The sequence below is a fragment of the Streptomyces griseicoloratus genome, from assembly GCF_014534645.1.
Lineage (GTDB): Bacteria > Actinomycetota > Actinomycetes > Streptomycetales > Streptomycetaceae > Streptomyces > Streptomyces griseicoloratus.
This window is the reverse complement of record NZ_JACVQF010000229.1, coordinates 24,353-43,849: the sequence shown is the minus strand read 5'-3', so window position 1 is coordinate 43,849 and position 19,497 is coordinate 24,353. Positions and strand designations below refer to the sequence as shown.

The 19,497-nt window shown below is 70.8% G+C and carries 15 protein-coding genes and 1 pseudogene; 10 read left to right on the top strand and 6 right to left on the bottom strand.

Translation table 11 applies throughout. From position 1 onward, the window contains the following. Positions 1-54 precede the first annotated feature (54 nt). The 4 genes and pseudogenes from pcaDC to H0H10_RS33650 all read right to left on the bottom strand — a co-directional run bounded on the left by pcaDC (position 55) and on the right by H0H10_RS33650 (position 6,600). Positions 55-1,365, bottom strand: coding sequence for a bifunctional 3-oxoadipate enol-lactonase/4-carboxymuconolactone decarboxylase PcaDC (pcaDC, locus tag H0H10_RS33665; RefSeq protein WP_188184975.1), 1,311 nt, complete (start codon positions 1,363-1,365; stop codon positions 55-57). A gap of 32 nt (positions 1,366-1,397) precedes the next feature. Next, a pseudogene (locus tag H0H10_RS41010) lies at positions 1,398-2,147 on the bottom strand (transposase); the annotation flags it as partial. 554 nt (positions 2,148-2,701) lie between these two features. Then, the gene (locus H0H10_RS33655) at positions 2,702-4,372 is read right to left on the bottom strand and encodes a subtype B tannase (RefSeq protein WP_188184974.1); all 1,671 of its coding nucleotides are present in this window, start codon (positions 4,370-4,372) and stop codon (positions 2,702-2,704) included. Positions 4,373-4,575: 203 nt separating this feature from the next. Continuing rightward, positions 4,576-6,600, bottom strand: a complete 2,025-nt coding sequence (locus tag H0H10_RS33650) for a hypothetical protein (RefSeq protein WP_223180841.1) — start codon at positions 6,598-6,600, stop codon at positions 4,576-4,578. Positions 6,601-6,774: 174 nt separating this feature from the next. On the opposite strand from H0H10_RS33650, the gene H0H10_RS33645 reads away from it, so the two are divergent. After that, positions 6,775-7,476: a GNAT family N-acetyltransferase gene (locus H0H10_RS33645; protein WP_188184973.1), complete on the top strand. Its 702-nt coding sequence runs from the start codon at positions 6,775-6,777 to the stop codon at positions 7,474-7,476. A 318-nt stretch (positions 7,477-7,794) separates the two neighbouring features. On the opposite strand, the gene H0H10_RS33640 is transcribed toward H0H10_RS33645, so the two are convergent. Further along, positions 7,795-8,997 (bottom strand): ROK family transcriptional regulator, encoded by a 1,203-nt coding sequence (locus H0H10_RS33640; protein WP_309141950.1) that lies wholly within the window; start codon positions 8,995-8,997, stop codon positions 7,795-7,797. A gap of 149 nt (positions 8,998-9,146) precedes the next feature. Here H0H10_RS33640 and H0H10_RS33635 point away from each other — a divergent pair, with 149 nt between their 5' ends. The 7 genes from H0H10_RS33635 (at position 9,147) to H0H10_RS33605 (ending at position 16,727) form a co-directional block, all read left to right on the top strand. Next, positions 9,147-10,772, top strand: coding sequence for a subtype B tannase (locus H0H10_RS33635; RefSeq protein WP_188184971.1), 1,626 nt, complete (start codon positions 9,147-9,149; stop codon positions 10,770-10,772). A 185-nt stretch (positions 10,773-10,957) separates the two neighbouring features. After that, a complete protein-coding gene (locus tag H0H10_RS33630) occupies positions 10,958-11,611 on the top strand; it encodes a GntR family transcriptional regulator (RefSeq protein WP_188184970.1) in 654 nt (217 codons plus the stop codon). A gap of 48 nt (positions 11,612-11,659) precedes the next feature. Beyond that, positions 11,660-12,418 carry a PIG-L deacetylase family protein gene (locus H0H10_RS33625; RefSeq protein ID WP_188184969.1) on the top strand — a complete coding sequence of 253 codons (759 nt, stop codon included), beginning with the start codon at positions 11,660-11,662 and terminating at the stop codon, positions 12,416-12,418. Beyond that, positions 12,418-13,113 (top strand): 4-carboxy-4-hydroxy-2-oxoadipate aldolase/oxaloacetate decarboxylase, encoded by a 696-nt coding sequence (locus H0H10_RS33620; protein ID WP_188184968.1) that lies wholly within the window; start codon positions 12,418-12,420, stop codon positions 13,111-13,113. The genes H0H10_RS33625 and H0H10_RS33620 overlap by 1 nt, the downstream gene beginning before the upstream one ends. After that, positions 13,110-14,192 (top strand): 4-oxalomesaconate tautomerase, encoded by a 1,083-nt coding sequence (locus H0H10_RS33615; protein ID WP_188184967.1) that lies wholly within the window; start codon positions 13,110-13,112, stop codon positions 14,190-14,192. Before H0H10_RS33620 ends, H0H10_RS33615 begins: the two co-directional genes overlap by 4 nt. Next, positions 14,189-15,142: a catechol 2,3-dioxygenase gene (locus tag H0H10_RS33610; RefSeq protein ID WP_188184966.1), complete on the top strand. Its 954-nt coding sequence runs from the start codon at positions 14,189-14,191 to the stop codon at positions 15,140-15,142. Before H0H10_RS33615 ends, H0H10_RS33610 begins: the two co-directional genes overlap by 4 nt. 271 nt (positions 15,143-15,413) lie before the next feature. Continuing rightward, positions 15,414-16,727 (top strand): MFS transporter, encoded by a 1,314-nt coding sequence (locus H0H10_RS33605; protein ID WP_188184965.1) that lies wholly within the window; start codon positions 15,414-15,416, stop codon positions 16,725-16,727. A 694-nt stretch (positions 16,728-17,421) separates the two neighbouring features. On the opposite strand, the gene H0H10_RS33600 is transcribed toward H0H10_RS33605, so the two are convergent. Further along, on the bottom strand, positions 17,422-17,643 hold the full coding sequence (locus H0H10_RS33600; protein WP_223180840.1) for a hypothetical protein: 222 nt from the start codon (positions 17,641-17,643) through the stop codon (positions 17,422-17,424). A gap of 306 nt (positions 17,644-17,949) precedes the next feature. On the opposite strand from H0H10_RS33600, the gene fabG reads away from it, so the two are divergent. After that, positions 17,950-18,717: a 3-oxoacyl-[acyl-carrier-protein] reductase gene (gene fabG / locus H0H10_RS33595; RefSeq protein ID WP_188184964.1), complete on the top strand. Its 768-nt coding sequence runs from the start codon at positions 17,950-17,952 to the stop codon at positions 18,715-18,717. Next, positions 18,714-19,481, top strand: coding sequence for a thioesterase II family protein (locus H0H10_RS33590; RefSeq protein WP_188184963.1), 768 nt, complete (start codon positions 18,714-18,716; stop codon positions 19,479-19,481). Before fabG ends, H0H10_RS33590 begins: the two co-directional genes overlap by 4 nt. Positions 19,482-19,497: the final 16 nt, after the last annotated feature.

The window sequence follows — 19,497 nt, the reverse complement described above, 5'->3', positions numbered from 1 at the left end:
CCTCCCCCTGCCCGCACCCCGGCGGACGGCCGCGCCCCGGCAGCCGGCCCGGGCTCACTCCTGCGGCGTGGTCTCCTCGCGGATCACCCGCTGCGCCACCCGGAAGGCGCTGTTCGCCGCCGGTACTCCGCAGTAGACGGCCGTCTGGAGCAGCACCTCCTTGATCTCGTCCGGGGTGAGGCCGTTGCGCAGGGCCGCCCGGGTGTGGACGGCGAGCTCCTCCAGGTGACCGCCGGCGACCAGGGCGGTGAGGGTGACGCAGCTGCGGGTGCGGCGGTCCAGGCCGGGCCGGTCCCAGATCTCGCCCCAGGCGTAGCGGGTGAGGAACTCCTGGAAGTCCCCGGAGAGCTCGTCGGACCCGGCCAGCGCCTGGTCGACGTGCGCGTCGCCGAGCACCTCGCGCCGCACCTTGAGGCCCGCGTCGTACGGGTCGGGACGCCCCTCGGCCTGCGCGGGGACGGCGGCCGGGGCGATCTCCGCGATGGGGGCGGCCTGCTGCGGCGGCACGGCGGCCAGGGCGGGCTGGACGGGGGCGGCGGCGACGGCGGGTACGGCGGTCTGGCCGGTGGCGGAGTCGTGGGCGGGCTGCCAGGCGGTGCCGAAGTGCCGGACCAGGAGGTCGGTGACGGCCGCCGGCTGCTCGACCGGGACGAGGTGGGAGGCGCCGGGGACGACGGCGAGGCGGGCGTCGGGGATGCCGGCGACCAGGGTGCGGGCCTCGGCGGGGCCGGTGACCTGGTCCTCGGAGCCGACCAGGACCAGGGTCGGCACGCCGACGCGCCCGAGCTCGCTGCGCACGTCGAAGGCCGCGAGCGCTTCGCAGGCGGCGATGTAGCAGCCGGGGTCGGTGGTCCGGACCATCTGCACGGCCCATTCGGTGATCGCGGGCTGGGCCGCGGCGAACCCGCCCGTGAACCATCTGTCGGGCGCGGTGCGGGCGATGGGGTCGAGCCCGTTCGTCCGGACGATCACACCGCGCTGCCGGAACTCGTCGGCCGTGCCGAAACGGGGCGAGGCGGCGATCAGCGCGAGGGAGGCCAGGCGCTCGGGGTGGCGCAGCGCCAGCTCGATGCCGACGGCGCCGCCGAGCGCGCAGCCCGCGTAGCCGAAGCGCTGTACGCCGAGCCCGTCCAGCGTGGCGAGCAGACGTGCGGTGAGTTCGGCGACGGAGCCGCCCGGATGGGCCGGTGCGCCCCCGTGCCCGGGCAGGTCGAACCGGAAGACCCGCCACTGCTGCGCCAGCTCGGGGACCTGCCGGTCCCACATGTGCCATGTGGTACCCAGTGAGGGACCCAGGATCAGGACCGGGGCGTCTTCTGGCCCGTCAAAGCGGTATTGCAGGGTGTTCGGTGGTGTCTCACTCACGCCCCAGACCCTCTCACGTCTCACGGACGCCCCTATAACACGGGGGTGCGGGAAACCGGTCTGACCAGGTTGAAGACCTCGCGGGCTGCGTATCGCTTGAGGCATCGGACGATCTCACGTCGGGTCTTGCCCTCCTGGGTGCGGCGTTCGTAATACGCCTGGGTACGCGGGTCGTGGCGAAGCCGGGTGAAGACAATGCGATGCAGGGCCGCGTTCGCCTGCCGGTCGCCGCCGTAGTTCAGCCGACGCGTGCGCCGCCGGCCGGAGGAGTACTCGATGGGGCTGGCCCCGCAAAGGGCAGCAAAGGACGCCTCAGTGTTCAGCCGCTCGGGGTTGTCTCCCATGGTGATCAGTAGAGTGACTGCGCTGTCCGGACCGATGCCCACCGGTTCGAGTAGCTGTGGGGCGTGGTGTTCGACGAGCTGGGTCAGTCGCTTGTTCAGCTCATTGATCTGTCCGGTGAGCTGTTCGATGCGCTCGGCGAGCATGCGCAGCGTCATGTGGGTGGCCTGGGCCACGGCTTCCTCGTCTCCCCCACCACCGGGTGGGCTCAGGCGCGCGCAAGTGCGGAACAACTCGGCATTGCCCAAGCTCGACAACCGTTCCCGCAGGGCGGGGTCGGCGATGACCAAGACGGCCTTGAGCTGGTTGATGGCCTGGGTGCGGGCCTTGACCGCAGAGTCCTTGGCGAGCTTGTAGATCCGGGCGGCGTGCACGGGTCCGTCGCCGGATTTGGCCTGGGCCCGGGCGCGGCCGCTGAGCACGGCTCGCGCTGCGGCCTGCGGAAGATCTCAAGAGTCAGCCCCCCCATACGGGACGGCATCGCGCAACCGTCCCATCGATCCCGGCGCATCGGCACGTCCCGACCACAGCCGTAAGGCTTCGCCCGAACCAGCACCCAACCTGGCTGGAGCAGGCTGAGAATGAGTCGAATCCCCGCCCACTCGTGACCGGCAACGACGGACAGCCGTCTGGCCCGCCGCGCGGTCGCCCCTTCATCGACCATCGCACGAACAGCTTCGAGCCCTCTTTCCGGTACACGGCCTTCCACAAGTCACGCAGCGGACGCTGACGGCCCGCGATGCGGCGAACTCGGCGCGCTGTCGGCGTTCCCGCTCCCGGCGCGCCCGGGCTTGGGCTATCTACTGCAGCACGCCGGCCTCGACGGCTGCGAGGTCCTTCTCGATGAGCTGCTGGCCGATGTCGGCCATGATGGTCTCCGTTCTCCTGAGCGGGGGCCGGGGGACTGGAGGATGCGGCCGGACCTTGCAGTCAGCGTGCTCGATCGCCCGGCCGCCCTGTCCCCGGGCGGGGCGGCCGGTGGCGGTCCTGCCCGTTATGCGAGCGGGTCGCCGGCCTTCTGAACGATCCTGGCGATCCACGCCATGGCCTCGGGCACGTCGTAGTTCCCGGCGTGCGGCTGGTTCCAGGCGAGCCGGTAGTCCAGCTCCTCGACCTGCTTGTCGGCGGCGAGGGCGCGGTCGAGGTTGACCGAGACGGTGAAGGCGGTGTCGCGGTCACGGGTGCCATGGCGGACGTACCAGTTCGGCGCGGTGTCGGCCTTGGTGCCGATGAAGTCCATCGGGTTGATGAGGTGGATCTGGTCGTCGACGGTGGTGCTCGGCAGCGCGGTGTACTGCTTCCAGGTCAGCCCGGTGTCGTCCAGGCCACTGCCGTCGCCTGGCACGTCGTTGTGGTTCCAGCTGTACTCGGTGTAGTTGAGGTACATCTGGGTCGGCGGGCCGAAGAGGTTGGTCTCGGTGCGGCTGGTGGTGTTCCCGGCGACGCCCACGGCGTCGAAGGCGGGGGTTGTCTTGAGGGCGGCCTGGGTGGCGACGAAGGCGAGGTACTTCGTCATGTCGACGGAGCGCACGGTGCGGGTGGCGGTGTCGACGTCGATCCAGTCGTTGACGTACGACTTGGTGGTGCCGCCCGCCGTGATCTGGAAGGTGCCGCCCAGCGGTGGGATGGTGTGGGCGGGATCCTCCTTCAGGTAGGTCTCGGCGGAGCGGACGACCTCCTGCTGGATGGTGTCGAGCATGGTGGCGGCGGTGAGCCGGGAGCCGTCGGGGTTGCGCAGGCCGAGGCTCTTCTCGTAGGCCGCGAACCGGGCCGCTGTCTCCGTGGCCGCCGCGGGTGAGAGGTTCTGCCCGGTGATGTCGCGGGTTCCGAGGGCGTTGTAGAGCCACTCGTAGGCGATGTCGGCGTTGCCGAGGTCGGTGATCGGGCAGTAGGCGTTGACGGCGAAGACGTCGTCGCGCAGGGTGCTGCGCCCCTTGGCGTCGATGCCGGCGGCGCCGACCGCGGCGAGGTACGGGGTGTACTCGGCGCTGTTGCCGGAAGCGCCCAGGGCCGACGCCAGCGCTCCGCCGCCGCTGGTGCCGTTGACGACGATCCGCTCCGCGCTGCCGGGCATCGCGATGTCGTTGAGACGCAGGTAGCGCACGGCGGCCTTGGCGTCGGTGACGGCCGCGGGTGCCTTGCCGGGGAACGAGCCGTCGGCGCCGATCAGTCCGCGGCTGCGGCTGGCGACGTCGACGAAGACGTAGCCCGCCTTCAGGGCGGCGCCGACGTTGCTCGTCGCGCTGTTGTAGGCGGCGCCGGCGGTCACGCTCGCCCGTATGTAACTGGCCATCCAGCCACTGTTGTTCACGGCGAAGTAGATCGGTGCCCGCTGGTCGCCGAAGGCGCTCTCGGAGACGAACACGTTCATGCTCTGGTAGCCGCAGGCGGTGTTGGAGATGGTGGTGGTGGTGCCCCCGCCCGGACCGCCGGGCTGCTGTGCCGCCGCGGCGACCGGGTTCGCGACGTAGCAGATCTCCTTGTACCAGCGCACCTGCAGGGGACGGCCGTCGACGGTGACGGTGATCGTCGTGTAGCGGGAGGGGTCGAAGGCGAGCGCCGCGTCCTGGGAGCCCGCGTGGCTGCGGCTCTGCGCGGGGGCGGCCGCCGCGACGGAGGCCGGTACGGCGACGGACGTGAGGACGAGGGAACCCGCGAGCGCCACACCTCTCAGGAGGCGTGTGCGAATCACTGGGCGTTCCGCCCGCACGCTCGGCGGGTGGGCGAGTGCGTCTCGTCCGCAGGACGTGGTCAACCTCTGCATGGGTCTCCCCTCATCGAGCACCAGGTGCTTCGCGGATGCCTCGAGGTCAAGGCGTGACGCACGCTACAAGATTGTTAACAATATGCCCAGCATTATCGCGGACATTATCGGTCGTCGTGGTGGCGCAGCCACAGGACGAGGTGCCAGTCCTGGTCGTTGGCGAGGGGATCTGCGGTGTGCGCGGGGCGTCCGTCCACGGCCGAAGGCATGACGAAGGCGCAGGTGGCCGAGCCGTCCTCGTGGTAGTTGGCCAGGTTCGCGCGAAAAATCGTCTCGGCGAGGCGGTCGGTGTCGGGGGTGCGCAGGGTGGCCGGGAGGCGCAGCAGGGTCGTGGCGGTCAGGGTGCTCCAGTAGTGCGGGAAGACGTCGCCCCAGAGCCGGTTCTCGCCGAACCAGTAGCCGTCCCAGTGGCGGATGGCGATGCCGTGCAGGCGTGCGTGGGGCTGGGGGCCGCCGAAGGCCAGCAGCCAGGGCAGCCGCTCCTCGATCGCGTCGTGGAAGACGGCCTCGCCGGTGAGGGCGTAGGCGTCGCTGAGGAGGTCGAGCAGGGGGGCGACGATCGCCTGCTCGTAGCTGACCTCGTGGGCGGGCAGCTGCCGTCCCAGGCGCGCGAACCGGCGGGCGCTGTCGACCAGTTGCTCACGCAGCCGTGCGGCGCGGGCGCTCTGGCCGGCGGTGTCGAGGGCGTCGCAGACGGCCGTCGTCGTCGGGGAGTCGTCGATGGACAGATGGGTGGCGCCGCCCAGGTCGAAGCGGCGCTCGATGACGCGGGCGGCGCGCTCCAGGTCCTCTTCCCGGCCGTGCGCCCGGTGCCGGTCGAGGAAGAAGCGGGCCAGCCAGGGCATGTCGTACAGCCGCGGTTCGAGGTGCCAGGTCTGCGAGCCGCGGCGCGGGGCGTCGGTCTCGTCGAGGAGGTGGCGTACGGCGAAGCGGGCCCAGCCATCCAGCAGGGGGCCGGTCTCCTCAGGGTCTGCAAGGCCGCGGGCGGTGGCGGCCTGCAGCAGCAGCGGCATGGCGATCCGCTCCGAGCCGTCGGACCAGTCCGGCCAGCCGTTGGTGGCGCCGGTCAGCCCGGTCCGGGTGTTCACCGGGACGAAGGCATGCGCGAGCAGACCGGGCCGCTCCACGGCCCGCTGGTGGCAGGCGATGTAGGCGACGCGGCGGCGCACGACCTCCTCCAGCGGGAGATGGAAGAGCACCTCGGTACGGGCGCCGGCGCCGATGTCCAGGGTGCGGGTGCCGTGTGCGGACGCCTCGACCCGGTACCGGCCCTCCGCCTCCCGCTCCACCTTCACCTGCGGGTCCGGGCTGCTCACCGACGCCGCCTCGACGACGATCGGGGTGCCGGTCTCGGCGGCGTACGCGGAGAAGGCGGCCGGCGGCCGGGTGGCGGCGGTGAACGCGCCGACCGACTCGTACCAGCCCAGCTCCCACGCGAGCGAGACCGACTCCCCCGGCGCCAGGCGGAGCACCGGCTGCCCGCCGAACGCGTCGGGGTTGCGGGCATGGTCGGTGACCTGGAGGACCAGGTGACCGCGGACGTCGGACAGGGACGCCTGGTTGCGGGACTCCACCGAGTACGCGCGCACCGCCCCCTCCCGCACGATCAGTCCCAGGCAGCGCCCCTCACCGGACATGGGCTGGGCCAGCACCCACGCCCACGTGCCTCCGGTGAAGACGTGCGCGTGCACCGCCTCCTCCAGCGAGGTCCGCGCGTCCCGGTACCAGTCGGCGAAGGGCGTCTGGATGCCCAGGCCGGTGACGGCGAGGGACTCGTCGGCGCTGTTCACGACCGTGTAGCGCTCACGCAGCACGGCCCCGTCCACGCACCGCCGCACCTCCACCCGGACCCCGGGCAGCGGTGTGTGCACCGCCTCCACGACGTCCTCCGCCATCCGCAGGCCCGAGGGCGCGAGCCACCGGGCCGCTCCCCTGTCCGTCACCAGATGCCCGGTCCCCCACTGGTGCTCCACCGAGTGCCAGGGCGCGGCGTCCTGATCGAGCAGAAACCGCCGTACCGGGGCCCGGTCGTCCAGGAACTGCACCGGCGCGCCCGTCACCGGGTCGAGCACCGCACGCCCCGTGCCGAACTGGAGCGATTCCGGAACCCCTGCCTCGGTGGAAAGCACTTGAACACTCCTCGCGTGTACGTGCGCCCGCTCGGGCGGCAGCGGTCACATGAAAGCAACGCCACCCGGTCGGGTACAGGGACGCGAAACTTTTCGACTGCGGACAACCGGGGGCGCCCGCGGCAGGTGACATCGATCGGGCACTGCGTCCGCCACGGATGTGAGACTGCAGGAATGATGATCGACGACTCGGTACTCGACGATCCTGTAGGGCAGTCGCTCGGCGGCCCGCACGCGCACCTCGCCCGACGGCTGGGTGGAGCCGCCACCTATTGCGCCGACGTGGCGACCTTCTCCGCCGTGCCCGTCCAGCCGGGGGCACGGGACTGGGCCGACCTCGCCGCGTTGCTCGGTCCGGGTGCCTTCGCCGACATGTTCAGCTGCCCGGCCGGCCCGCCGCCGAGCTGGGAGCCCGTCTTCAGCCTGGCGGGCCGTCAGTTGATCCGGTCCGGCGGCCCCCTTCCCGACCGGCGCGGCGCCGAGCCCGACAGCGACATGGTCGTCCTGGGCAAGGACGACGTGCCCGAGATGCTCGATCTCGTCGCGCGGACCGAGCCGGGGCCCTTCCGGTCACGCACCCACGAACTCGGCACCTACCTGGGTGTCAGGGGCGACGGCGCCCTCGTGGCGATGGCCGGGGAACGCCTGCGGCCCCCGGGATGGACGGAGATCAGCGCCGTCTGCACCGCACCCGAGGCACGGGGCCAAGGCCACGCCACCCGCTTGGTACGTGCGCTCGCCGCACGCATCCTGGCGCGCGGCGACCGTCCTTTCCTGCATGTCGCCGAGACCAACACCGCCGTCATCGCGCTGTACGAGCGCCTCGGCTTCACGACACGCAAGAAGGTGACCTTCCGAGGCTTCCGAACCCCGTGACCGCCCCCGGCGGTTCCGCGGGCATGCCCATGCCGACAACCGGGCAGGGCGGCTCACGGCTGAGCCTTCTTCGGTCCCGGTCGGCATTACGCGGAGGTCCAGTGATGCGTCTGGTGCGGTGGCGATGACGAAGTCCACGGTGCCGGCCGGGGGTCATCGGCCCGCCGAGGTCAGGGCTGATGGCCTGGGCCGGTGCAGATCCGTACCGCGCCGAACTTCGACACCCTGGAGCCCACCTTAGGTACGCGGACATCACGTTCACGTCCGCCTACGACAAGACGGACGAGGGCCTCGGCGAGGGCATGTACGACGCCGACGTCAGGATCCCTTCGGAACGGCGGCCGGGTCGGCGAGGACGTGTTCGCGTCCGGCGGCGAGCGCACCATGGAGGGCCGCGTCGGCACCGAGGGTCCCCGGCGTGACGGCAAGGGAAAAGGCTGGGAAGGCGCCCCGGCGCGCGGCGAGGCGGGCGTCGATGCCGGGCCTCAACCAGGGCAGCCAGTCGGCGAGTCGGCCTCCGAGGACGACATGATCGGGGTCGGTCACTCCGGTGAGCGACTGAAGGGCGGCGCCCAGGGCGTGCCCGGCGCGGTTCAGTGCGGCCAGAGCGACCGGCTCCCCTGCACGCAGGCGGTGGTCGAGTTCGGTGAGGGCGGCACTGGCGTGGTGAGGCGAAGTCGAACCGCCGAGGCCGGCCTCCTCCAGGACCGCGCGGGTGCTGACGTACGTGGTCAGGCAGCCGGTCGCGCCGCACCGGCAGACCGGCCCGTCGAGAGAGACCGGGATGTGGCCGAGCTCCCCCGCCAGGCCGTGACTGCCGTGAAAGACGCGGCCGTTGACGATCAGCGCACCGGCCACTCCCGCGTCGGACTTCACGTACGCGACGGTGCCACCCCGTACGGCAAGGGCGTGGTACTCGGCCAAGGCCGCGGCCTTGGCGTCGTTGACCACGTCGACGGGGCACGGCAGTCCGGGCAGCCGGTCGGCCACAAGGCGGGCGAGGTGCGAGGCACTGCGCGCAGGGCTCGGCGCGTCCTGATCCCTTTCGGTGACCGGTCCGGAGAGAGCGATCACCAGACGGCCATGATGGACTCCTGGCTCCGGGGGACCGACGGCGTCGACGGCGGAGGCGATGTCATCGGCCAGGTTCTCCACAGGTCCGAACGGCCCCCCCGAGTTCGGTAGTTGGCGCGGCAGGCCGGGTACGCCGGCCAGGTCGGACGTCATCACCGTGCTGTATCCCCAGGCCACATGAACAGCTGTGGTCCGCACTCGCGCGGGCACAAGACTCACGAGCCGGCGCGGACGGCCGCGCCCCCCCGACGAGGCGGCGCCGACCTCCGCCACTAGGCCGCGATCGATCAGGTCGGCGACGAGCGCCGATACCGAAGCGTGCACCAGGCCGGTGCCCGCGGCGACCTCGGTGCGTGCGCACGGGCCGTGCGCGGCGACGTAGCGCAGAACCAGGGAGAGGTTGGCCCGGCGCACAGCCGCGGAGTCGGTGGGAGCGGGGGTGTTCACGCCTCGATTGTGCATCGTCGCCACAGCGCTCCTCGATTTGACGTCCTTCTAATTTTTCAACCCTTGAAAATAAAGAACCGGAGCCCGCACACTCAACGTGAAGCACCCCCCACGGACGGCGGACAACTCGCCGCGACGAGGAGATGACCATGAAGCACAGGGCAGTGAACCGCAGGAGCGTCGTCATAGGACTCGGTGCGACCGCCGGGGTCGCAGCCGTCGGCGGCATCACGTTGACCGCACAGGCAGACAACACGGGCGGCACCGACAGCAAGGGCGCCTCGGTCAACGACTTGCTGGTCTTCGACCAGGACGACTTCACAGAGAAGACAGAGTCGATCGCCGACGCCTCCGGCACCGAGCACTCGGTGACGTACCGCTTTTACAAGGCCCGCAACTACGTCACGAACCCGAGCGACTCCGACCACCAGACCCTGGTGGTCAGCGTCCCGGTCAAGATCGACGGCACGGCGGTCGATGCCTCAAACGCCCCGATCGTGCTCGCCAACGCGGTGGGAGCCTACATGCCCACCAGCGTGGCCGAGGCCACCGGCGTGGGACAGGCCAAGCTGGAGATGACCGGCATGGGCGGTGCCATGCCCAGCGGCATGCCTCCGGGCGGCACGGGCGGCGGCATGGCGGGTGGCACGGGTGCCATCAACGGCATGGTGAACCTCGCGAAGCCGGCCCTGGTCGCCGGTTACGTCGTGGTGGAGCCCGGCACCCGCGGCCGCAGCCTTACGGACTCCTCCGGCAGCTACTACGGCACAGCCCCCGCAGTGATCGTCGACCTGAAGGCCGCCGTGCGCTACATCCGCGCCAGCAAGGGCCGCATCCCGGGCAACGTGGAGCGGATCGTGTCCACCGGCACCAGCGCGGGCGGCGCCTCCTCGGCCCTGCTCGGCGCCTCCGGCGACAGCGAGATCTACGAGCCGTACCTCAGGGAGGCCGGCGCGGCCGATGCCTCCGACGCGATCTTCGCGACCGGCGCCTGGTGCCCGATCACGGACCTGGAGCACGCCGACGGCGCCTACGAGTGGAACTGGGGCACCCTGCCCACGCAGACCACCGGCAAGACCGTCGACCAGAGCGTGTCGAAGGAGCTCCGGTCGCAGTTCGCCGAATACCAGGCGGGCCTGAAACTCCGCGGCCTCAAGGGCTCGGGCTTCGGCAAGATCACCGCCCGCAACTATACCGACTACCTCCTGGAGCACTACCTCCGGCCGTCGGCGACGAAGTACCTCGCGGCCCTGTCGGCTTCCGAGCGCGAGACATACCTGGCCAGGAACACGTTCATCACGTGGAAGAACAACCGGGCGACCTTCACGTGGGAGGGCTACCTCGCGCACGTGGCACAGCGGAAGAAGACCCAGCCGGCCTTCGACGCGTTCGACCTGTCCGCCGGTGAGAACAACGAGTTCGGCAAGGGCACCACCAAGGCCCGTCACTTCACCGCCTACAGCGCGAAGAACGACACCACTGGGCTCAGCAGCAAGCGGGTCGACAGCGACATCCCCGAGAAGCTCAAGCTGATGAACCCGATGTTCCACCTTCTCGAAGAGCGCAACCCGAACCGTTCCAAGCACTGGTGGGTCCGGCTCGGCACATCCGACACCGACACAGCGCTGACAGTCGCCGCGAACCTCGCCATGGCCGTGGACAACCTCGGTGACGACGTCGACCACGCGTACTACTGGGACAAGGGCCACGCCACCAACGAGGACCCGGGCGACTTCATCAAGTGGGTCGCCAAGGTGACGGGCTACAAGAGCTAGCCACCGACACCGTCACAACGGCCACTCCGCCCTCCTTCGCCGACGACCTGACCCTCGACGAGAGCCATTGGCGCCGCCTGCCGCATCCGCCGTGACGCGCCCCACCCTCAAGAATGAGAACAGAATCGTTGACAATTCTGTTGCTCTAGATTTAGCGTCGACAGGCACTCACTCAGGGAGGGCAGATGCCGAAGGAAGCCCGTCCAGGCTCCGGAGAGCAGGCCAAGCAGTACGCGCTGGAGCGCCTCAGGAAGGCAATCCTGCAGGGCGAGATGGCGCCGGCCCAGCGGCTGGTGGAGAACGAGCTCGCCGAGAGCTACGGCGTCACGCGCGCCAGCATGCGTGCCGCGCTGCTCGATCTGACCTCCGAGGGGCTGGTGGAGCGGATCCGCAACCGCGGTTCGCGGGTGCGGGTGGTGACGGTCGAGGAGGCCGTGGAGATCACGGAGTGCCGGATGGTGCTCGAAGGGCTGTGCGCGGCCAAGGCGGCGACCGAGGCCACCGACGCGCAGCTCGACGAGCTGACCGACCTGGGCGAGGCCATGTCCAAGGCGGTCGCCGGCGGCGATCCGGTCACCTACTCCGAGCTCAACCATGACCTCCACGCCCTGATCCGGGACGCCTCCGGCCAGCACACGGCCGTCGGTCTCCTGGAGCGGCTCAACGCCCAGCTGGTGCGCCACCGCTTCCAGCTGGCGCTGCGGCCGGGCCGTCCGCAGCAGTCCCTGAGTGAGCACCTGGCCGTGATCGAAGCGATCAGGGCCAGGGATCCGCAAGCGGCCGAGACGGCCGTTCGCGCCCACCTCAGCAGCGTGATCGACGCCCTGCGCGCCGACTGAGACGCGCTCCTGGGGCGGGTGCGGCACCTGTCACCAAGGAGATGCAGCATGACCCACGGCAACGGCGCACCCGCCGCCACTCCGCCCCGATCTACCCTCGTCGTCACCGCGCACGCCGGTGACTTCGTGTGGCGGGCGGGTGGAGCCATAGCCCTGGCCGCCTCCCGGGGCGAGCAGGTCACCATCGCGTGCCTGACCTTCGGCGAGCGCGGCGAGTCGGCGAAGGCGTGGCGGGAGGGGAAGAAGCTCGACGAGATCAAGGCGATCCGTCGTGAGGAGGCGGAGAGGGCCGCCGCGACGCTCGGCGCCGAGGTCCGCTTCTTCGACGCCGGAGACTACCCGCTGGTCGCCACGGCCGAGCTGACCGACCAGCTCGTCGCCGTCTACCGGGAGACGCAGCCGGACGTCGTGCTCACGCACCCGGTCGAGGACCCGTACAACGGCGACCACCCGGCCGCCAACCGCATGGCCCTGGAGGCCCGGGTCCTCGCCCAGGCCATCGGCTACCCCGGCGAGGGCGGCATCATCGGCGCCCCACCCGTGTTCTACTTCGAACCGCACCAGCCCGAAATGAGCGGCTTCAAGCCCGAGGTCCTCCTCGACATCACCGAGGTCTGGGACACCAAGCGCAAGGCCATGGAGTGCCTGAGCGCCCAGCAGCACCTGTGGGACTACTACACCGATCTCGCCGTCCGCCGAGGGGTGCAGCTCAAGCGCAACGCCGGCCCCAACCTGGGTCTTGCCCACAAGACCATGGCCGAGGCGTACATGCGGCCCTACCCGCAGATCGCGAAGGAGCTCGCCTGATGCCCGGCATGATCGTCACCAACCCGCCCAAGGCCGCCCCGAAGGACGTCGAAGCGCTCGCCGGCTACGGAACGGCCACCGTCGGCGAGGCCATGGGCCGCACCGGCTTCCTCGGCACGCATCTGCGCCCGATCCAGCAAGGCGTCCGCGTCGCCGGCACCGCCGTCACGGTGCTGTGCTGGCCCGGCGACAACCTCATGATCCACGCGGCGGTCGAGCAGTGCGGCGAGGGCGACATCCTGGTCGTCACCACCACCTCGCCGTGCACCGACGGCCTGTTCGGCGAGCTGTTCGCCACAGCCCTCGCCCATCGCGGGGTGCGTGGCGTCGTCCTGAACACCGGTATCCGCGACACCGCCGAACTGCGCGCGATGGGCTTCCCCGCCTGGTCCGCCGCCGTCAGCCCGCAGGGCACGGTCAAGGCGACCGGCGGCAGGGTCAACGTACCGATCGTGATCGGCGGCCAGGTGATCCACCCCGGCGACGTGATTGTCGCCGACGACGACGGCGTCGTGGTCGTCCCGCGCGAGCGCGCCCGCGATACCGCCGAGGCGTCCGAGGCCCGCGAGCGGAAGGAGGCCGCCGCCCGCGCCGCCTTCCTGGAGGGCGAACTGGGCCTGGACCGCTACGGGCTGCGGGACAAGCTCAAGCAACTCGGCGTGGAGTACCGCACCTACGAGGAGGTCGAGTCGTGAGCGGCCCCGCGGAGGTCCGCTGCATGCTGATGCGCGGCGGCACCTCCAAGGGCGCCTACTTTCTGGCGGACGACCTGCCCACCGAGGAGACCGTCCGCGACGAGCTGTTGCTGCGGGTCATGGGCAGCCCGGACCCGCGCCAGATCGACGGTCTCGGCGGCGCCCACCCCCTCACGAGCAAGGTTGCCGTGGTGTCCCCGTCGACCGACCCCGAGGCCGATGTCGACTACCTCTTCCTCCAGGTCGCCGTGGACAAAGCAGTGGTCTCGGACCGCCAGAACTGCGGCAACCTGCTCGCAGGGGTCGGCCCGTTCGCTGTCGAGCGCGGACTCGTACGAGCAGGCAGCAGCGAGACATCCGTGCGCATCCGCATGGTGAACTCCGGTGACTTCGCCACGGCGACGTTCCCGACCCCTGACGGCCGCGTCGACTACAGCGGCGACACGGAAATCTCCGGTGTTCCCGGAAGCGCAGCTGCCGTGGTCATCGAATTCCCCCCGCGGGAGGGGCAGTTGCTGCCCACGGGGAACGTGAGCGACACGGTCGCCGGCATCCAGGTCACGTGCGTCGACAACGGCATGCCAACCGTTCTGATCCCGGCCGAGGCACTCGAGGTCACCGGTCAGGAGGACCCCAAGGACCTGGAGACCAACGGGGAACTGACCGCCCGGCTCCACGAAATCCGGCTGGAAGCCGGGAAGCTGATGGGACTCGGCGATGTCACCGAAACCACCGTCCCCAAGCTCACCCTCCTCTCGCCGCCCCGCCACGGCGGCGCTGTCACCACCCGTACCTTCATCCCGGCCCGCGTCCACACCTCCATAGGCGTCCTCGGCGCCGCGAGCGTGGCGGCCGGGCTGCGAATCGAGGGAAGCGTCGCGCACGGCGTCGCGGCCCTCCCCGAAGAGGACGATCGGCTGCGCATCGAGCATCCCAGCGGTTTCACAGACATCGAGAGCAGCATCGATCGCACCCCCGAGGGCGGCCTGAGAGCCCGTCGCACCGCCGTCGTCCGCACCGCCCGCAAGATCTTCGACGGCACCGTCTTCCCCGTACCACCCACAGGAGGTCGCTCATGACCCCGCCTCTCGGCGACATCGCCCACATCGGCCACGCCCAGCTGTTCACCCCGGACCTGGACGCCTCCGTCGCCTTCTTCACCGACTTCCTGGGCCTGACCGTCAACGGGCAGGACGGCGACACCGTCTACCTGCGGACCTTCGACGACTACGAGCACCACAGTCTCGTCCTCACCGCCCGCGAACAGCCCGGCCTCGGCCGCCTCGCCCTGCGCACCTCCAGCGAGGAGGCGCTCCGACGTCGGGTGGAGGCCATCGAGGCGGCGGGCGGCACGGGCAAGTGGACCGAGGACGAGCCCGGCCTCGGCCGGCTCTACGTCACCACCGACCCGGACGGCCACGAACACGCCCTGTACTGGGAGAGCGAGCACTATCAGGCCCCCCAGGCGCTCAAGCCGTCTCTCAAGAACCAGCCGCAGGCGAAACCCAACCGCGGCGTCGGCGTCCGCCGCCTGGACCACATCAACTTCCTGGCCGCCGACGTCCTCGCCAACGCCGAATGGCAGGAACAGCTCCTCGGCGCCCGCCCCACCGAGCAGATCCGGCTCGACTCAGGCAAGATCGCGGCACGCTGGTTGACGTATACCGACAAGTCGTACGACGTCGTCTACACGTCCGACTGGACCGGCAGTGAGGGCCGTCTGCACCACATCGCCTTCGCCACGGACACCCGCGAGGACATCCTGCGCGCCGCCGACCTTGCCATCGACACCGGCGTCTTCATCGAGACCGGGCCGCACAAGCACGCCATCCAGCAGACGTTCTTCCTCTACGTCTACGAACCCGGCGGCAACCGCATCGAACTCTGCAACCCCCTCACCCGTCTCGTCCTCGCCCCCGACTGGCCGCTCATCACCTGGACCGAGGAGGAGCGCAAGAAGGGCCAGGCATGGGGCCTGAAGACGATCGAGTCCTTCCACACGCACGGCACGCCGCCCGTGCAGCCCTGATGTGATCTCGTCCTGTCCGGCCCCGGGGAACGGCCGTCCGTACCCCGGGGCCGAATCGTTGCCTAGATTGTTAACAAAAGTGTTGACGTGATGGCTGTGGCTTCTTAACGTCTACGCCACAGCGAGCTCGAGGCTCCCCACGCGGAGTCCGCAGCTCGGGGGCATGCTCCGTCCGTCCTCCCCACCGGCCGCGCGAGCCGCACCGGCCCCACTGCCCTTGCAGCCAGGGACCAGGGCCCCGTCCTGACGTCCCGCACGAGAGGAAACAACGATGTCCTCCTCCGCCACCTCCCCGCTCGCCCCGGCGACCGGGACAGCGACCCGCCGTAGCCGCACCGCCGTCATCGCCCTGTGCTGGGGACTCGTCCTCCTCGACGGCATCGACACGTTCATCTACGGCTCCGTGCTTCCCAAGATGCTCGGCGGCCACAGCCTCGGTCTGACCCCCGACGTCGCCGGCACGATCGGCAGTTACGCCAACTTCGGGATGCTGCTCGGCACGATCCTGTCCGGCATGGCCTCGAACTGGATCGGCCGCCGTGTCACCGTCTTCGTCAGCGTCGTGATCTTCACCCTCGCCACGCTGGGCACCGGCTGGTCCCAGTCCTCGGGCCAGTTCGGCTTCTTCCGCTTCGTGTGCGGCTTCGGCCTCGGGGCGCTGCTGCCGATCGCGATCTCGTACGGCATGGAGTTCACCTCGCGCGGCCGCCGCGCCCTCGCCACCGGCGTCATCATGACCGCCCACCAGACCGGCGGCGCCCTGGCCCCGCTGATCGCCCTCTGGCTGGTCGACGACCACGGCTGGCGAACGGCCTTCATCGCCTCCGCCCTGCCCGCCCTGATCCTGCTCCCGGCCGCCTTCAAGCTGCTGCCCGAGTCGCCCACCAACCTGCTCACCCGTGGCCGCCGCGCCGACGCCGAGCTGCTCGCCGCCGCCTACGGCACCGAACTGGCCGAGCCCAAGGCGAGCGGCGGGGACAAGCTGGACGCGCTGAAGAACCTCTTCCGGCACGGCCAGTGGTCCACCACCCTGTGCTTCTGGCTGACCTCCTTCGCGGGTCTGCTCCTGGTCTACGGCGTCGGCCAGTGGCTTCCGAAGATCATGGTCGAGCTCGGTTACGACACCGGCGACTCGCTGCTCTTCTCGACGTTCCTGAACGTCGGCGGCATCTGCGGCATGCTCATCGCCGGCCGCACCGCCGACCGCATCGGCCCGCGCAAGGTCGTCATCGCCTGGTTCCTTCTGACCGCCGTCTTCGTCTACCTCATGGGCGTCCACATGTCGGTCGGCATCCTGTACGCGGTGGTCTTCTTCGCCGGACTGCTGCTCTTCTCCGGCCAGACCATGGTCTACGCGACGGTCGGCACCCACCACAACGACGAGGACCGCCCCACCGCCCTCGGCTGGGTCTCCGGCATGGGCCGCTTCGGCGCCATCTTCGGCCCGTGGATCGGCGGCGCCCTCATCGAGGCGGGCAACGCCGACATCGGCTTCGCCATGTACGCCTGCGCCGCGCTCTTCGGCGCCCTGATGATGGCCCTGGCCGCCCTCACCATCAGGGCACGCTCGGCCGCGAGGCACTAACGGTCGGCACCTCCAAGGGCCGCCCCCGCAACCGGGTCGGCGGCCCGGAAAGGACGGGCGTCAGCCCAGCCGCCACCGGTGCCACGCCGCGGCGAACAGGGGAGCCGACGGCCACGCTCCCGCCGGTGGCTGTGGAAGGCAAGAACGGCCCATCCGGGACGTTCTGCGTACCGGCGAGCTGGTGAGAGACACGGGCTACCAGAGCACGACCCCCGTCGACCCGCACCGGCGGCGCTTATGGTCACTACTTCCGGCTGCACGACGACGCCGGACGCGCGATCGGAATGTGCGAAGTCGGCTCCGCCGTCACCGAAGCGGAGGCGGTGGTGCTGCCCCCGGACACGACCAACGCTGCTGCCGCCAATGCGGTCATGAGAGCTTGGTTCATCCTGCGCACCCTCCAAAAGACCGTCAGTTTTCGGAGCGGTCGTAGCCTGAAGCGCGGACCGGGCGAGAACCCGTCCGCAAGCCACATCCGACTCGCAGCCTTCGGCCCGCGGCCGCAGGCCACTTCGTTCCGATGCGGCACAGCATCGGCTGGCCGATCAGGGCGTCCACACGGTGCACGACGGATGCTTCCCGAACCCGGTCGAGCGGCCTCCCCAGTCCAGCAGAGGCGGCCCACACCGAACGCTGCGTGCGCATGAGGCGGTCTCACCAGGTGCCGCTGTCGAGACTGACGATGCCACTGCCGTCATCTCGGGTCACTCCGGGGGAAGGCGTCGCCGGTCGGCCAGCGTTCCGGCAGACCGAGTGCGGTGTGGACGGAGCGAATCGCGGGCTGGCGCTCGACCTGAACGGGAGTGTTTTTCGTCCAGGTCCAGGGTGCTGGGTTGTTCACGACGAGCACGCCGCTGACACGGCTGTGGGCATGGTCGCAGGTGGCAGTCCAGTAGCCATCGGGCTTGCGGCTCAAGGTCGGTGCACACCTCGCTGGCCACGTTGACGGTCACCAGACCGCGCGTGAGGCACCGGGGCGGCGGCGACGGACCGCGAGCCCGCCTCGCGCGGAACGCCCGTCCCCCGCCGTCCGCCCAGCACGGCCCCGGCGGCCAGCGGGGAGGCGGGCGTCCACGGCGTACCCGGCGAGAAGGGCGCGTGCGCCGGACGGTTGGTGCCCGGCGCACGCGGGGCGTGGGGCGGGCGGCTGGTGCAGGGTGCCGTATAGGCCAGATATAGCCCGCGAACACACGCTCGACCCATCCGAACGGATGGGGGAAAGATGCCGGAGCTTGGGGAACAGACGCCGGAGCAGTCCGGGCAGGTGGCGCTGGTGACCGGAGGGTCGCGGGGGATCGGGCGCGCGGTCGCCACCCGGCTCGCGAACGACGGTTTCGACGTCGCGATCTGCTACCGGTCCGACGAGAGCGCGGCCGAGCAGGTCGCCAAGGAGATCCGGGCCGCGGGCCGCCGCGTGCTGACCCGCCGCGTGGACGTGGCCGACCGGGCCGGGGTACGGGCCTTCGTCGCCGACGTCGAGTCGGGCCTCGGTCCGGTGACGGCGGTCGTGACGTCCGCCGGCATCACCCGCGACCGGCCGCTGGCGCTGATGCAGGACGACGAGTGGGACTCCGTGCTGCGCACCAACCTCGACGGGACCTACAACCTGCTGCGCTCGGTGGTCAGGTCGATGATCCGCCGCCGCGAGGGCACCGTGGTGACGCTGTCCTCGGTGGCCGGCGTCGTCGGCAACGCCGGGCAGACCAACTACTCGGCGTCGAAGGCCGGCATCATCGGCCTCACCCAGGCGCTGGCCAAGGAGTTCGGCCGGTACGGGGTCCGGGCCAACGCGGTCGCCCCGGGATTCATCGACACCGAGATGGTCGCCGGGGTCCCCGAGTCGGTCGCCAAGGACGCCATGGGCCGCATCCCGCTGGCCCGCTTCGGCACCCCCGACGAGGTCGCCTCCCTCGTCTCCTACCTGGTCTCGCCGCAGGCCGCGTACATCACCGGCCAGGTGGTGCGGATCGACGGCGGCATGGCGCTGTGACCGGGCCGGGGATCTGGTTCCGGCGCTATCCGGGAGCGGTCGCGCCCCGCGTGCGCCTGGTGTGCTTCCCGCACGCCGGCGGCAACGCCCAGCTCTTCCACGGCTGGGCACCCCGGCTGCCCGCCGACGTCGAACTCCTCGCCGTGCGCTACCCGGGCCGCCAGGAACGGATCGGCGAACCCTGCGTCGAGACGATGGACGAACTGGCCGACCGGATCTCCGAGGCACTCGCCCCCCGACGCGACCGGCCGTTGGTCCTGTTCGGCCACAGCATGGGCGCGGCGGTCGCCTACGAGGTCGCCGTACGCCTGGAAGGCCCCGCGGCCGACGGTCCGGGACCGGCCCTGCTGATGCTCTCCGGCCGTGTCGCGCCGCACGTCACCCGGCCCACAGCGCTGCACCGGGCGGCGGACGACGTACTGGTGGCCGGGGTGACCCGGCTGGGCACACTCGGCGGTGACGCCTACGCCGTACCGGAGCTGCGCGAGCTGCTGCTGCCGGTGTTGCGGGCCGACTACCGGCTCATCGAGACGTACGAGAGGCGGCGGCCGCCGGTGCTGCGGGCCCCGGTGGTGGTGTACCTCGGCGACCGCGACCCGGGGGTCACCCGGCCGGGCGTCGAGGCCTGGTCGGAGCTGACCGGCGGCGACTTCACCGTGCGCTCCTTCCCCGGCGACCACTTCTACCTCGCGCCACGGGAGGCGGAGCTGACCGCGGACATCGCGGAGCGCCTGGCCCGTCTGCCGGTGGCCCGGCCGGCCTGAGCCGGCGCCCCCGTAC